The following is a 15,326-nucleotide window of genomic DNA, read 5'->3' on the forward strand; positions in this document are numbered from 1 at the left end:
TGCTGTCTTGTTTTATGAAACTATAGCAGAAAATTCTATTTCTACCAATATCTTTGGATCAATTAATTTTGATACTTCGACCATGGTGGTAACTGGTTTTATCTTCTCAAAAAAAGCTCCGTGTGCTTTTCCAATTTCTTCCCACTTCGTAATATCTGTACAGTATATTCTGGTTCGAATTACATTAGGCAGATCAACACCTAATTCAAGGAGTACTTTTTTTACTGATTTAATAATCGCTACTGTTTGTTCATATTCATTTGATCCCGGTGCCGTTGTACCCGAAACCTCGATTATATTACCAATTTTTATAGCTCTGGAGTATCCCACCATAGTTTCCCAGGGAGCACCTGTAGCAATTTTTTTGATTTCTTGCATATCAATTAATTATTTTAATTCCTTCGGTATTGATTTTAGAAATATGAATATCAAAGTCAATACCGGTTTTGGTATACACTTCTCTAATTGCTTCTGCAACTTTTTTTGCTGTTTCCATACCTTTGCTTAATGCGAAAATAGATGGTCCTGAACCCGAAATCCCACATCCCAGAGCACCCTGAGCAATAGCTTCGTTTTTAACGTTCTTAAATTCAGGAATCAATATAGATCTTAAGGGCTCTATAATCACATCTTCCAGGCTGCGACCAATAAGTTCATAATCTTCTGTAAACAATCCTGATACAAAACCACCTACATTTCCCCATTGACGAATCGCCTGTTTTAGTGTTACATTTTGTTTAATAACAGATCTGGCATCCGAGGTTTTTACTTCAATTTGGGGATGGATCACAGTCATAATCAGATCCTTAGGAGTGTTGAGTTTTATAATATCTAATGGATCATAACTTCTGACCAACGTAAATCCACCTAAAAGGGCAGGAGCAACATTATCAGCATGTGCATTACCACTTGCAAGTTTTTCACCTTCCATCGCAAACTCTATCAATTTATGTAGAGAAAAAGGGTGATTTAGAAGGTGATTTACTGCCCAGACGGCTCCTGCACTGCTTGCAGCACTACTTCCTATACCGCTACCTGCTTTTATTTTTTTATAAATCTCAATATGTACACCTATGTTATCCTTGTAATTCTTTAAAAGTGCTTCGACAGCAACACCTGCGACATTCTTTTTTGTGTCTAAGGGTAAATCAGCTCCTTCAATTTTAGTAATGCTGACCCCTGGTTCTGAATGTAAAGAGATGGTCATTTCATCTCCTACAGTATCCAGGCAGCAACCAAGTACATCAAAACCGCAGGAGAGATTGGCAACAGTAGCAGGAGTAAAGATCTTTATACTTTTCATCAAATATGTTACTTAATTTTTAAGATGGATAAAAAAATTATCTCTTTCAGTGTATGCGAACACTGCTTAAAGTGATAACGAATCCTTTCAAATATATCAGAATTCTTCATTTTATTGCGTTAATAATGATTTGGTTTTTTTATTGTAGACCACTCACTACCAATTTTATTACAGTCTCTTTATTTTTTGCCAATTCTGATAATATCTGCAAAAATCCCTGAAGCTGTTACTTCGGCACCGGCACCCGCACCCTTTACAATAAGCGGTTGTTTTGGGTAACGATCGGTATAAAAAAGGACTATATTATCGCTTCCTTCCAAATTATAAAAAGGATGATCTGCCGGGATGTGCTGCAAACCTACTTTGGCGTTTCCATCCTCATATTGTGCGACATATTTTAAACGACAATCTTTTTTATTGGCTTTATCAAGAATTTCTTCAAAAAGGGGTTCGTTTGCCTTAAGTGATTCAAAAAAGTCAGCTACATTGTTCGTTTCCATGCTTTCCTCAGGTAGAAAAGCTTCTTTTTGAATATCTTCTAACTCCATGATATTTCCACTTTCACGAGCTAAAATTAGTATTTTTCTTGCCACATCAACACCACTGAGATCGATTTTTGGATCTGGTTCTGTGTATCCTTCTTCTTGTGCTTGTTTCACCACATCATAGAAATTCACTCCTTTTTTGTAGTTGTTAAATACAAAATTAAGACTTCCGGATAATACTGCCTGAATTTTATGTACGTGATCTCCAGAAGCAATAAGGTTGTTTAATGTATCAATAATTGGTAACCCAGCACCAACGTTGGTTTCATAAAGAAAAGAAGAGCTAAATTTACGAGAGAGTTCTTGAAGTTCAGAATAGTTAGCGTATTCATCAGCACAGGCAATTTTATTACAAGTTACCACGGCTATGCTTTCTGCTAAGTAATGTTTATAAACTTTTGCTATAGCTGGATTTGCTGTATTATCCACAAAAATAGAATTACGAATATTCATTTTTTTGGCTGTATTGAAAAATGTTTCAGAATCAGCTTTTTCTCCCTGAGCGAGTCTTTCTTTCCAGAAACTAAGTTGTATACCATGTTCGTCGAAAATCATTGTTCTTGAATTAGAAATCCCAACAACACGTATTTTTAGTCTTAATTTTTCTTTTAAATAGTTTTTCTGTTGTTCTAATTGTGAGAGTAATTTACTCCCAACGTTACCGACACCTGTAACGAACAGGTTTAATTGTTTTGTTTTTACTTCAAAAAAGCGTTCGTGTAAAATATTAAGTGCTTTCTTTATATCTTTTTTTCCGATAACTACAGAAATATTTTTTTCTGATGCTCCTTGGGCTATCGCTCGTATATTGACGTTGTTTTTACCAAGTGTACTAAACATTTTACCGCTTAATCCTTGGTGGTGGTACATATTATCACCTACTAGCGCCACGATAGCAGCCTCGTGTTCAATTTTTACAGGATCCACTCTATGTTTTGTGATCTCGAATTCGAAAGCGGTGTCCAAAACCATTTTCGCTTTTTCTGCATCTTGTTCATCAACAGCCAAACAAATAGAATGCTCAGAAGAAGCCTGAGTAATCAGAATAACGTTAATATTTTCGAGAAACAATGCTTCAAATAATCGCTTAGAAAATCCTGGTATTCCAACCATACCACTTCCTTCCAGAGATATAACTGCAATATTATCGATATGGCTTATTCCTGTAACTGGTTTAGGTCTATTAGTAACTTCTCTTGTAATTAAAGTCCCTGCATCTTCGGGTTCGAAGGTATTTTTGATGACAATTGGAATATTTTTGTCTAAAACGGGATGAATAGTAGGTGGATAGATCACTTTGGCTCCAAAGTGAGATAATTCCATCGCTTCCTGATATGATATATGTGCTACGGGTTTTGCTTGTTTTACTAATTTTGGATTTGCCGTATACATCCCACTAACATCTGTCCAAATTTGTAATATATCAGCTTGAACCGCAGATGCTAAAATAGCAGCTGTAAAATCAGAACCTCCTCTTCCTAGGGTAGTTGGTTCTCCATCGTACGTTCTTGCAACAAACCCGGGAAACAAACTAATCTGATGTTTGTTATCCTGTGCATAACGGTGTATTCTGAAATTAGTCTCTTCGTAATCTATCGTAACTTTTACTGCATCTGTGGTTATGATGTAGTCTCTTGTGTCTTTGAGAACGATATCTAAGCCTTTTACTTTTACAGCTTCAGCGATTATAAATGATGATAACATTTCACCAAAACTAGCTAGTACAGATTCGGTTTTCGGAGATAACTCACTTAAAAGGTAGACACCTTCGCATAAAGACTCTAGTTTGTTGAGTTCTGATTTAACTTTACTAATAACAGAACTTTGTGAAACCACCGGAATAAGCTCTTTTATTGCCTCCAGATGCCTGTGCTCTATAGTAACAAGGGTGTTTTTATATTTTTCATTGTTTGAAGAAGCCTCTTTTCCGGCTTGTATGAGAAGATCTGTAATACCACCAAGAGCAGAAACAACTACATAAACCGGCTTGTTTCTGGATTGATTTTCGATGATTTTGATAACTTTTTCTATGGTCGCTGCATTTGCAACTGAAGAACCCCCAAATTTTAGAACGTTCATAATATATTTTTTAAATAATGTAATTGATAAGACTTTTCGGTAATTTCTTTACGTATAAAACAAACTACTTACTTAAATTCTGCGAGATATAAATAAAGAACCCCTAAGGGTAATCGTTAAAGCTGTGGTACAAGTAAATGAAGTATAAGCAAAAGCTGTTGTTGTTCCTAACAAGAAAAGTAGAACCGCGACTAAAACTGTACTAAACATTAATTTGCTTTATATTTAAGTCCAAATGTATAATTTTTTACTTTTGAACAAAATAAAATCGGTGGTAATCATAAACTTTTATTGATCTTTTAATTTAAATAAAGATTCGTTAAAGCATTCTTAAAAAAAATAAGATTTAGAGTGTTATTGTATTTTTGAAGTGTATGGTTCCATCATACTAAAATTTAAACTTGTGAAGATATTTTCCGCTGATCAAATGCGACAAGCAGACGAAATAACGATTCAATCTCAAAAGATTACCTCTTTAGATTTGATGGAAAGAGCTGCAACTCAAATATTCAATGTTTTACATCAACGATTACAAGGAGCTCCAATACCTATTCATGTGTTTTGCGGCATTGGCAATAATGGAGGCGACGGTTTGGTAATTTCGAGATTGTTAGTAGAACACGGATATCATGTAAAAACATATATTGTTAATTTTAGTGATAAGCGGTCTGAAGATTTTTTATCGAATTATGATCGATTGAAAGCGATCGTTTCAGAATGGCCTATACAACTTAAGTCAGAAGAAGATTTGCCAGAGATCAAACAGCAAGACATGGTAATTGATGCCATTTTTGGTATAGGACTTAATAGACCATTATTACCGTGGGTTATCAAGTTGATCAAACATATCAATGCTTCCAGATGTTTTACCTTATCCATAGACATCCCCTCAGGATTATACGGACACAAGGCTCCTGACGATCCCAAAGGCGTTATGTATGCAACCACTACCGTAACTTTTCAATTACCAAAATTACTATTTTTCTTGCCAGAGACAGGTCAATATTCTCAAGACCTGGAAGTTATTGATATCGGGTTGAACAGAGATTTTATTACACAGACACGTGGACAGGCTGAACTGGTAGCTAAAAATGAAGTCCTATCATTGTATAAACCACGATACAAATATGCACATAAAGGTACTTATGGGCATAGTTTATTAATAGGCGGTAGTTATGGAAAAGTAGGAAGTGTGGTACTGGCTACAAAATCCGCATTACGAACAGGAGCAGGTTTGGCAACTGCATATGTCCCAGAATGTGGATACGAAATTATGCAAACTTCAGTTCCTGAAGCGATGGTGATCACTGATGTAGAAAATAATTATATATCCAAAATAACATTTGAGCTTAATCCGTCTGTTATTGGAGTTGGTATTGGATTGGGAACCAGAGATAAAACTATTGATGCATTTGGTGAATTTTTAAAAGGAAACAAAACCAAGTTAGTCATTGATGCAGACGGTATTAATATACTATCAAAAAAACCAGATTTGTTACAATATTTGCCCGAACAGACTGTACTTACTCCTCATCCTGGTGAATTAAAACGTTTAGTTGGGGATTGGAAAGATGATTTCGATAAAATAGAGAAGACCCAAGAATTTTCCAAAAAAAATGATTGTATAGTAGTAATTAAAGGGGCTAATTCATTAGTTATTTATCAAGAAGAGATATATGTAAATACTTCGGGAAATCCCGGAATGGCAACTGCAGGAAGCGGTGATGTGTTGACCGGAATTATTACTGGATTAATTTCTCAGGGATATGATCCGTTACGTGCTTCAATTTTTGGAGTATACTTGCATGGTAGTGCAGGGGATTTAGCAATCCAGGAAACAGGGTATCAAGGGTTATTGGCAAGTGATCTTATTTCTTATATAGGAAAATCATATTTAGAACTGTTTAAAAAACCAGAACAAGCACAACAACCTCAAGCCTGATTCTACTTTAAAAAATAATGGTTTTCACGTACAATTTTGTTTACTTTTTATAGTTATGATTACCGATGATTTGTATAATTTTATTTCATTAATTAAAAAGCAAAAAATGATGACAAAAAAGATGATGGTAATGGCAACAATTGCCTTGGGATTATTAGGAGTTTCCTGTTCGAGTGATGATGGTCCACCGGTTTCTAATTTAACCTTAGAACTTATTGGTTTAGAAGTGTTAACTAATGGTGCGACATATGAAGGCTGGCTGATTGTAGATGGAGAACCTATTTCTACAGGGAAGTTTAATAGTGCGGCAAATTCGTTAACTTTTTCGGTGATTACTTCCAATTTAGAGGACGCAACAGAATTTATTTTATCAGTTGAGCCACCAAATGATTCGGATCCAGATCCTTCTAAAACAAAATTATTGAGTGGGCTTTTCAGTGGAAATGTTGCACAGGTTAATGTTAATACTGTAGTAGGAGATTTTTCTTCGGTTTCTGGAAAGTTTGTGATGGCTACTCCTACAGACAATGTACCAGATAATGATGAATTTGGTATTTGGTTTGAAGATCCAAGCGGTGTACAAACCGTAGCTGGTTTAAATTTACCAACGCTTACAGATGGTTGGAAATATGAAGGTTGGGTTGTGTTTAATAATATTCCGGTAACAACCGGAACTTTTAGCGATGTTGATAATTTTGATGACGCATCTCCTTATAGTGGTAATGGTCCTTCACCAAATTATCCTGGAGAAGATTTTTTAAATAGTGCTCCTCAGGGACTTACTTTTCCAGCCGATGGTGATGTTCGTGGAAAAACAGTGGTTATCTCAATAGAGCCTTTTCCAGATTATGATCAGGCAACACCATTTTTCGTAAAACCTTTAAGTGGAATGGCAGGGCAAAATGTAGCTCCTGCTATTAATGATATATCAGCAACTAACAATGCTCCATTTGGTCGTGTTTTACGATAGTAAATGGAAACATAAACAAATAAATCCCGATAGATATCGGGATTTATTTGTTTATTTATAGGCTTTTTGTTCAAAAGACAATAAGAAGAACCCGTTAAAAGTTTTTTTAGCTTTTTTGATCTCTTTGTCAGAAAGTGAATTATTGTCCAAAAGTAGCCCGGCTAGTGGATATTTTTCTGTTTCATATGCTTCCGGAATACTTCGAATCTGATTATTATTGATATGTACCATAAGTAATGATTTCATTTTTGAAAAAATAGGAGGGAGTTCTTCAAATTGGTTATAGCCTGCATGAATCACCCATACTTTTCTCATTTCTTTTAACTGTTCTGGGAGTTCCTTTAAATGGTTATGATCAATGTATAAAAAACGAACTTGTCTCAGCCTCCCGATGGTTTTTGGGAATGTTTGTAATTCATTATGATCAAGCCATAGAGAATATAGTTCAGGTAGTTTTCCCAGATATACATAACTAGTAAGGTCGTTGATGGAATTATAAGATAAATTAAGGTCTCTAAGATGAGTTAGTTTAGAAATGTTTTCAGGTAGTTTTGTAAGCTTGGTATTTTTAAGATTCAAAAATTCAACAGGTAATTCTGAAATTTGGTCAATTACTTGTTTCAAATCAAGGTTAGGGTTATCTACTAATGAAATTTGTTTTAGATTTGGAAATAGTTTTATGGATGTTGGGATTTCTTTGATATCCAAACTATCAAGAATTAAAATTTTCAGATTTTTATGTATTGCTAATTTTTTAAGTGTTTGATCTAAATTTAATGCGGTGTTATTACTTAGATTAATCATTCTCAGATCTTGTATACTGTCTACCGCATCAGGTAATGTCTTCAATCCTTGATAGCTTAGGTCCAGACGATAAGCCTTGTTCTTGTTTTCTGCAGTAATCTCACTATACGTTTTTCCATAAAATGTAGTGTAGGTAGAACAACTACCTAGTAGTAAAAAGATACAAAAGAGATATATTATTTTTCCTTTAGTCATCATTCATTGTATTTAGAAACAGGTTCCCAGTAGCTTCTATATATATCTTACCTTTACGTTGCACGTGCCACGGAAATCTGGGATTTAACCCCAAACCATCGTGAAGTTTATTTTGAATGTATGCTCCTGTTTTTTGACTGTTCATCCCAAATTTAGTGTGTATAGAGAAATCATTTTTCTGATAAGTAGCGTAGGCGTTTACATTTCCATAAAATAGCTCTTGAAAAGGAGGTAAAGTAAACCAAACATTTTTACGTCCATCATCAGAATTCATGCTATTTCTTGGGGAAATACTATAATTTGGTCTAGGAGTAAACAAATCAATTCCAATTCCTAATTTTTGGGCGGTTTGCGTGTCTACAATTTTTGTAAAACCCATATCCAAGGAACCTGTAACACCATAATCAGTTCCTGATCCCTTAAATAGCCCTATGCTAAAATCATTCTGAAAGGAAAGATGTATATTGTAATCGGCATTACTAAAACGCATAAGAAATGCACCGCGTCTTATTCCAAAAGATTTTAGTGATTTTGGTAAATAATCTTTACTAAAACCAAACCCCAACCCATTAAATCCACTTTTTCCTTTGGGATTGAAAATAATTGAAGTATTCATATTAGAAACTGAGGATCCTAGCAAATTACTGTTTTTACCAATACCGGCTAGAGTGAACAACTCATAAGAGTATGCTAATCCAGAAGTTTTAACGGTATGACGCTTTAAGAACTGATACGAAGCAAAAGACACCCCACTTTCCATAGAAATATCACCATAATTTAGAGTTCCAAAACTATAAGCTCCTAATTTTAGCCATTGATTTTGATTACCAATGGTGATTTCTGCTTTTATCAATACACCCCCATCAGCTTGGAGTTTCTGTGCACAGATATACGAATTACTCAATATTACAATACTTACTATTAGTCTTTTTAAGCTTTTTGTATGCATATTATCTTCTAGGGTGATATGTATTGATGACTTCGCTTAAATGACTTCTGTCGATATGCATATATATTTCTGTAGTTGTAATACTTTCATGACCTAGCATTAGTTGTATAGCTCTTAGATCTGCTCCATTCTCTAATAGATGTGTAGCAAAAGAGTGCCTGAACGTATGTGGGCTTATATTTTTATGTATTCCCGCCTTTTCAACAAGTCGTTTGACAATCGTAAATATCATAGCTCTTGTAAGTTGCTTTCCCCTTCGATTTAAAAACAACGTATCTTCGTGTCCTTTTTGGATATTAAGATGGTTTCTTATTTCTTTTTTATAAATATCGATGTATTTCTGGGTCACCTCTCCAATAGGAACAAATCGTTGTTTATCTCCTTTTCCTGTTACACTTATAAAACCTTCATCAAAGAAAAGATCAGAGAGCTTTAAATTAATTAATTCGCTAACCCGAAGTCCACATCCATAAAGCGTTTCTATAATTGCTTTGTTGCGTTCTCCTTCTGGTTTGCTAAGATCGATCTGAGAAATGATCGTATCAATCTCTTCTATAGCAAGGGTATCAGGCAATTTTCTTCCAATTTTTGGTGCTTCTATAAGTTCCATAGGGTTGGTATCTCTATAGTCCTCAAATACCAAATAATTGAAAAAACTTTTTAAACCAGAAATGATACGAGCCTGAGATCTTGCATTTACCAGTTTTGCTGTTTCATAGATAAACTGTTGTAGTGTGCTTTTTTCTATAGAAAGTGGCGTGGTTTGTATATCGTTTTCTTCAAGAAACGTTATCAATCGTTGAACATCCAAATTATAGTTGATAATTGAATTATCAGAAAGCCCTCTTTCGATTCGTAAATAATGTTTATAATCTTTTATAGCGTGACTCCATTTCATCGTTCTAAGATATTAAAAAGATTAGATGAAATAGTACCTGTCTTTTATAGATTTATAACTTTTTCAAAATGAATGAATTATAGTATAATAAGAAATTAAAATAGGGTGTGATTTACATTTTTGTTGTTTTTTTTTTGTGTATTATATCGGTAAAAAACATATTTTTGGCGACATTATTATAAAAACTATAAAAAACAAACAATGATTAAAAAACTATTATTTGTCGTATTATTCGGAGCAGTTACTTCAGGTGTAACGGCTCAAGAAGAAAAAGTAAGATTTGGTGCTAAAGCTGGTTTAAATGTCTCAAATTTAACTGGTGACGTAGAAGATGAGGATTCTAGAATTGCTTTCCATTTAGGTGCAGTAGTTGAAATCCCTATCGCGGAAAAGTTTGCTTTTCAACCGGAATTGTTATATTCTGCTCAAGGATCTCAATCAGAAGACTTTGGTGTAGATTTTAAAACTAATTTAAGTTACATTAATTTACCTTTAATGTTCAAATATTATGTAGCATCCGGGTTAAGTATTGAAGCTGGTCCTCAGGTAGGATTTCTTGTATCTGCCAAAGGAAAAGCCGAAGGGAATGGTATTGATGAGGAAGAAGATATTGATGAGTTCTTAAATGGTGTTGATTTAGGTGCAAATTTTGGACTTGGATATCAGTTAGATATGGGGTTATTTTTTCAAGGAAGATATAATCTAGGACTTTCGAACATTAATGACGAAGATGATGCTGATGATTTCAAAATCAAAAACTCTGTATTACAATTTTCTGTAGGATATAAGTTTTAAAGAGTCAGTGATAGTTATAAATAAAACCCCCATTATTTCAGCAATAATGGGGGTTTCTTAGGATGTTTCTCTAAAATTTATAATTAGTCCTAGATTAGTACCACATAGGGTTACTAAAAAAGTAAAAACATCTTAAAAAAAGTGATTTGACAAGTTTTTATAAATGAATCGCAAATCCAACATTTAGTTGAAACGCATCGGTAAAGAAGTCATCATTTAAGCTAAGATTATATCTTATGCCAGGTTCGATACTTACGTTATCTCCGATAAAAAATGCATATCCCCCTTGAATACCGAAGAAAGAAGGATCCTCATCAGCATCACTACTTACTCCACTATAGTCAACCTGTACAGGTATAGAACCTATAATATAATACTTAGCACCGATTTTGTAACTAAACCTGTCAACCGCATCCGCGTCAGAATTTGCTTTAACCGATCCATACCCCAACCCAGCTTTTAAAGCAAGGTTATCAATGATGAAATAACCACCTTCCAGTCCAAGATTAAAGGCAGATCCAGCGTCGTCAGAGAAAGTCACGAATTGAATACCAGTATTTGCTGTGTGTGCAGCGCCAAAATTGGTGTTTGCTTCAATTAACCACTTTCCTTTAGCGGTTTGTTCTCCATCTTGAGCATTAACAAAAGTTAAGCTACATACTGCTAATGCAGTTAAAATTAATTTTTTCATGATAATTGTTTGTTTATGTATTAATACAGCAAATTTATAGAAATGAAAAAAGAAAAATATCACTGTTTTCAGGGAATACTAAACTTGAAGACTAGTAAAATAAATAATTTATTAGTTTGGATAACTATTATAGTGTTTTTAGCATTTGTTAATGTTTTTTAATTTCCTTTTATCTTGTTCTAAAAAATAAAGCTACTTTTGATTATTAACTTATTTTCATGAATATGAAGAGAAATATTTTGATAGGTATACTAATCATCTTCGGTTGTATTTCTGGTTATGCGCAGAAAATAGAAGATGAAAATCCATTGTATGCAAGAGCAGGATTTAAAGGAGGTATTAATTATACAAGTATTTTGGGTGATACGGATGATACAGAAGCTAGAGTTCGGATTCACCTGGGAGCTGTAGTAGAGTATCCCATTTCAAGTAAATTTTTTATTCAAGGGGAATTATTATATGCTACACAGGGTTATAAAGTACAAGTAGGAGACCAAGAGCAAAAAATAAGTTTAAATTATTTTTCGTTACCGATAATTACAAAAACCTATATAACAAACACTATAAGTCTAGAGACGGGACCTCAGTTTTCGTTATTAACATCTGTCAGTAATGACGATATTCCTGATAATGATCCTTTCTTTGATGCCTTCAATGATCTCGATATTAGCTGGGCATTTGGCGTTGGTTATAAGTTAGAAAGTGGTTTGTTTTTTCAGTTACGCTATAATTTAGGTCTGACTAATATAAATGATACCGGAGTGATAGACATAGCAAACAGGAATTCTGTTGCACAAGTATCTGTAGGATATTTATTTAAGACAAAAAATAATCGAAGAATCATACAAGAGCAATAAAAATGAAGCTTTTAATAATTAATGGTCCCAACTTAAACCTTTTAGGCAAAAGAGAGCCTGATGTATATGGAAATCAGTCTTTTGAAGATTTTTTTTCAGAATTACAAATGAAATTTAGAGATGTAGAATTAGGGTATTTTCAATCAAATATAGAAGGAGAGTTAATTACCCAAATTCAGGAAGCAGCGGATATATACGATGGTGTTATTTTGAATGCAGGAGCATACACTCATACTTCTATCGGAATAGGAGATGCAATAAAGGCAATAGATGTGCCTGTATTAGAGGTGCATATTTCCAATACATTTAGCAGAGAAGAGTTTAGACATCAATCCTATATTTCTCCAAACGCGAAAGGCGTTATTCTTGGTTTTGGTTTACAGAGTTATACGCTAGCAATTCAAAGTTTTCTTTAAGAAATGAACAAAGCTTATTTAAATTGGAGTAGCGGAAAAGATTCTGCCATGGCTCTTTATCTGATTTCGAAAGAAAAAGAAATTGAGGTTGACAAACTATTCACCACGATTAATTCTGATTATAAACGAGTTACTATGCACGGTCTGAGGCAAGAACTCCTTTATCAACAAGTAGAAAGCATTAATTTGCCATTTCAGGAAGTGAATCTTCCTAAAGATGTCTCTATGGAATTGTATGATAAAGAGATGTTTGAAGCTGTTTCTCAATTAAAGGAAGAAGGATTTACACACGGTGTTTTTGGAGATATTTTTTTACAAGATTTGAGAAGTTATCGTGAGGAGCAATTAAGAAAAATAGGAATTCAAGGAGTATTTCCATTATGGAAAAAAAACACTAAAGAACTATTAGAAGAGTTTATGTCCTTAGGCTTTAAGGCAATAACCGTTTGTGTAAATGCAAAATATCTTGATAAATCTTTCTGCGGTAGAATTATAGATCAACATTTTCTAGAAGAATTGCCTGCCAATGTAGACGTATGTGGAGAAAATGGTGAATTTCATACCTTTGTTTTTGATGGTCCTATATTTGATTATCCGATTCGTTTTGAAATAGGAGAGAAGGTGCTTCGTAGCTACACGCGATCAGAGGATGATTCTGATAATTGTTTTACAGATGATGAAGCCCATAAAAATTGGGATTCATCATTTTGGTACTGCGATTTGATACCTAAATAACTGCATAAAAAAACACCTTACATTTTTTATAAGGTGTTTTTTACTAAAATTTTATAGGTGTTTTATTACAAATGTATCACTTCATCATAGGCATCGGCCACAGCTTCCATCACTGCTTCACTCATCGTTGGATGTGGATGCACAGTTTTTAGCACTTCGTGCCCTGTTGTTTCTAGTTTTCTTCCTAACACGGCTTCTGCGATCATATCAGTAACTCCCGCTCCGATCATATGACATCCAAGCCATTCTCCATATTTAGCATCAAAAATCACTTTTACAAAACCGTCTTTGGTTCCTGCAGCACTCGCTTTACCTGAAGCCGAAAAAGGAAATTTTCCCACTTTAATATCGTAGCCAGCTTCTTTAGCTTGTTTTTCTGTCATCCCTACGCTAGCAATCTCCGGAGATGCATACGTACATCCTGGAATATTACCATAATCAATCGCTTCTACGTGCATACCCGCTATTTTTTCTACACAGGTAATACCTTCTGCAGAAGCTACGTGCGCTAACGCAGGACCGGATACAACATCACCAATAGCATAAATGCCAGGAATGTTAGTCTGATACCAGTCGTTTACCACAATTTTATCACGATCAGTAGCGATACCTAATTCTTCTAATCCTATATTTTCGATATTCGTTTTAATTCCAACGGCAGATAGTACGACATCTGCTTCAAGAGTTTCTTCTCCTTTTTTAGTTTTTACGGTTGCTTTAACTCCATCACCACTAGTATCCACACTTTCTACAGAAGAATTAATCATTACCTTTATTCCAGCTTTCTTGAAGCTTCTCTCGAATTGCTTAGAGACTTCTTCATCTTCTAACGGGACCAGATTTGGTAAGAATTCTACAATAGTAACTTCCGTTCCCATTGCATTATAAAAATGGGCAAATTCTACACCAATTGCTCCAGAACCTACTACAATCATTTTTTTAGGTTGAGACTCTAAAGTCATAGCTTTTCTATATCCAATTACCTTCTTACCATCTTGTGGCAAGTTTGGTAATTCTCTTGATCTGGCTCCTGTAGCTACAATAATATGTTTAGCTTCATAATCGGTAGCTTTCTCATCTTTGTCGGTAACGGTAACTTTATTACGTGCTTTTAATTTACCAAAGCCTTCAATTACATCAATTTTGTTCTTCTTCATGAGGAATTGTACACCTTTGCTCATTCCTTCTGCTACGCCACGACTACGTTTTACCACTGCATCAAAATCTTTATCAAATTTCTCAACGGTTAAACCATAATCAGAAGCGTGTTTTAAGTAATCGAATACTTGAGCACTTTTTAATAGTGCTTTTGTGGGTATACACCCCCAATTTAAACAAACACCTCCAAGACTTTCCTTTTCGATAATAGCAGTTTTAAACCCTAATTGAGAAGCTCTGATAGCAGTAACATAACCACCAGGTCCACTTCCTAATACGATAATATCATATGCGCTCATAAATGTGAATTTTTTGAAGACACGAATTTACGGATAATTCAGTTAATCAAAAAGGGATTTGTATTTTCCGTTTTTATAATCATACTATAATAGAAAGTACAAAAAAACACTATCGTTAGGATAGTGTTAATTTTTTTTGAATTTCCCTATGTTTTTAGAATAGTAAAATAAATTATTTATTTTTTTACGATTTAAAACTCAAGATTCAGTGCTTTTGAAACTTCGTTAAAATCTTGTAGATTGATATCTGTGTTTTCTGCAAATGCTGATGGTACAACGACAACTCTAAACGTTTGATTATTAGTTAAATCAGCAGGAACTAAATCCGGAGCATTGCTTTCTAGTAATACATCTACATCACCTGAAGTGAAATTATAACGATAGAGAACTGTAATCTCGCCTCCATTTCCATCATCAATAAAAATAGTTGCTGTAGGTAGAGGTTCCCAAACATCTAAACCATTATTGACTGCTTCCAACCGATAAACTAATACAACGTCTGAATCAAAAATGTTTTCATTAAAAAAGAAACGGTCAGCATAGCCATTCCCAGCATTGAAGTTTGAAGTGAATTCGAATGTTAGCCCAATCGTATCGAAATCTACATCATCGTCATTGACGCAAGAAGTGAATACTAATGTTGATAGCAATAATAGTGTGAAAATCTTTTTCATAATGTGTAATTGTTTA

Annotated in this window: 15 protein-coding genes; 6 read left to right on the forward strand and 9 right to left on the reverse strand. The window is 34.2% G+C overall.

What is annotated here, in order from left to right:
• Nucleotides 1-12 precede the first annotated feature (12 nt).
• The 3 genes from ACWGOQ_RS08620 to thrA form a co-directional block, all read right to left on the reverse strand.
• Entirely contained in the window at nt 13-378 is a 366-nt protein-coding gene (locus ACWGOQ_RS08620; RefSeq protein WP_452057541.1) for a RidA family protein, read from the reverse strand.
• Nucleotide 379: 1 nt separating this feature from the next.
• The gene (locus ACWGOQ_RS08625) at nt 380-1,303 is read right to left on the reverse strand and encodes a homoserine kinase (protein WP_452057542.1); all 924 of its coding nucleotides are present in this window, start codon (nt 1,301-1,303) and stop codon (nt 380-382) included.
• Nucleotides 1,304-1,482: 179 nt separating this feature from the next.
• Complete coding sequence (gene thrA, locus ACWGOQ_RS08630; protein WP_452057543.1) at nt 1,483-3,927, reverse strand: bifunctional aspartate kinase/homoserine dehydrogenase I; 2,445 nt, start codon at nt 3,925-3,927, stop codon at nt 1,483-1,485.
• 403 nt (nt 3,928-4,330) lie between these two features.
• Between thrA and ACWGOQ_RS08635 the strand changes: the two genes are divergently transcribed.
• Nucleotides 4,331-5,869: an NAD(P)H-hydrate dehydratase gene (locus ACWGOQ_RS08635; protein ID WP_452057544.1), complete on the forward strand. Its 1,539-nt coding sequence runs from the start codon at nt 4,331-4,333 to the stop codon at nt 5,867-5,869.
• Nucleotides 5,870-5,975: 106 nt separating this feature from the next.
• A complete protein-coding gene (locus ACWGOQ_RS08640) occupies nt 5,976-6,839 on the forward strand; it encodes an anti-sigma factor (RefSeq protein WP_452057545.1) in 864 nt (287 codons plus the stop codon).
• A 51-nt stretch (nt 6,840-6,890) separates the two neighbouring features.
• Here ACWGOQ_RS08640 and ACWGOQ_RS08645 read toward each other — a convergent pair whose 3' ends face one another.
• From ACWGOQ_RS08645 to xerD, 3 genes are read right to left on the reverse strand one after another with little or no spacing between them, the layout of a single operon-like run.
• A complete protein-coding gene (locus tag ACWGOQ_RS08645; RefSeq protein WP_452057546.1) occupies nt 6,891-7,841 on the reverse strand; it encodes a leucine-rich repeat domain-containing protein in 951 nt (316 codons plus the stop codon).
• Entirely contained in the window at nt 7,831-8,787 is a 957-nt protein-coding gene (locus ACWGOQ_RS08650) for a hypothetical protein (RefSeq protein WP_452057547.1), read from the reverse strand. The genes ACWGOQ_RS08645 and ACWGOQ_RS08650 overlap by 11 nt, the downstream gene beginning before the upstream one ends.
• A 1-nt stretch (nt 8,788) precedes the next feature.
• The gene (xerD, locus tag ACWGOQ_RS08655) at nt 8,789-9,685 is read right to left on the reverse strand and encodes a site-specific tyrosine recombinase XerD (RefSeq protein ID WP_452057548.1); all 897 of its coding nucleotides are present in this window, start codon (nt 9,683-9,685) and stop codon (nt 8,789-8,791) included.
• Nucleotides 9,686-9,886: 201 nt separating this feature from the next.
• Between xerD and ACWGOQ_RS08660 the strand changes: the two genes are divergently transcribed.
• Nucleotides 9,887-10,480 carry a porin family protein gene (locus ACWGOQ_RS08660; RefSeq protein WP_452057549.1) on the forward strand — a complete coding sequence of 198 codons (594 nt, stop codon included), beginning with the start codon at nt 9,887-9,889 and terminating at the stop codon, nt 10,478-10,480.
• 157 nt (nt 10,481-10,637) lie between these two features.
• Here ACWGOQ_RS08660 and ACWGOQ_RS08665 read toward each other — a convergent pair whose 3' ends face one another.
• Nucleotides 10,638-11,171, reverse strand: coding sequence for a putative outer membrane beta-barrel protein (locus ACWGOQ_RS08665; protein WP_452057550.1), 534 nt, complete (start codon nt 11,169-11,171; stop codon nt 10,638-10,640).
• A 224-nt stretch (nt 11,172-11,395) separates the two neighbouring features.
• Between ACWGOQ_RS08665 and ACWGOQ_RS08670 the strand changes: the two genes are divergently transcribed.
• Genes ACWGOQ_RS08670 through ACWGOQ_RS08680 form a run of 3 tightly spaced genes read left to right on the forward strand, consistent with a single transcriptional unit; the run spans nt 11,396 to nt 13,179 of the window.
• On the forward strand, nt 11,396-12,028 hold the full coding sequence (locus ACWGOQ_RS08670) for a porin family protein (protein ID WP_452057551.1): 633 nt from the start codon (nt 11,396-11,398) through the stop codon (nt 12,026-12,028).
• 2 nt (nt 12,029-12,030) lie between these two features.
• A complete protein-coding gene (aroQ, locus tag ACWGOQ_RS08675; RefSeq protein WP_452057552.1) occupies nt 12,031-12,444 on the forward strand; it encodes a type II 3-dehydroquinate dehydratase in 414 nt (137 codons plus the stop codon).
• Nucleotides 12,445-12,447: 3 nt separating this feature from the next.
• A complete protein-coding gene (locus tag ACWGOQ_RS08680; protein ID WP_452057553.1) occupies nt 12,448-13,179 on the forward strand; it encodes a Dph6-related ATP pyrophosphatase in 732 nt (243 codons plus the stop codon).
• Between the two features lie 65 nt (nt 13,180-13,244).
• Here the strand turns inward: ACWGOQ_RS08680 and lpdA are convergent, their stop codons facing one another.
• Both lpdA and ACWGOQ_RS08690 read right to left on the reverse strand, forming a co-directional pair.
• Complete coding sequence (lpdA, locus tag ACWGOQ_RS08685) at nt 13,245-14,636, reverse strand: dihydrolipoyl dehydrogenase (RefSeq protein ID WP_452057554.1); 1,392 nt, start codon at nt 14,634-14,636, stop codon at nt 13,245-13,247.
• Nucleotides 14,637-14,827: 191 nt separating this feature from the next.
• On the reverse strand, nt 14,828-15,310 hold the full coding sequence (locus ACWGOQ_RS08690) for a hypothetical protein (RefSeq protein ID WP_452057555.1): 483 nt from the start codon (nt 15,308-15,310) through the stop codon (nt 14,828-14,830).
• Between the last annotated feature and the right edge of the window lie 16 nt (nt 15,311-15,326).

It is taken from the genome of Aquimarina ulvae (genome assembly GCF_053613295.3).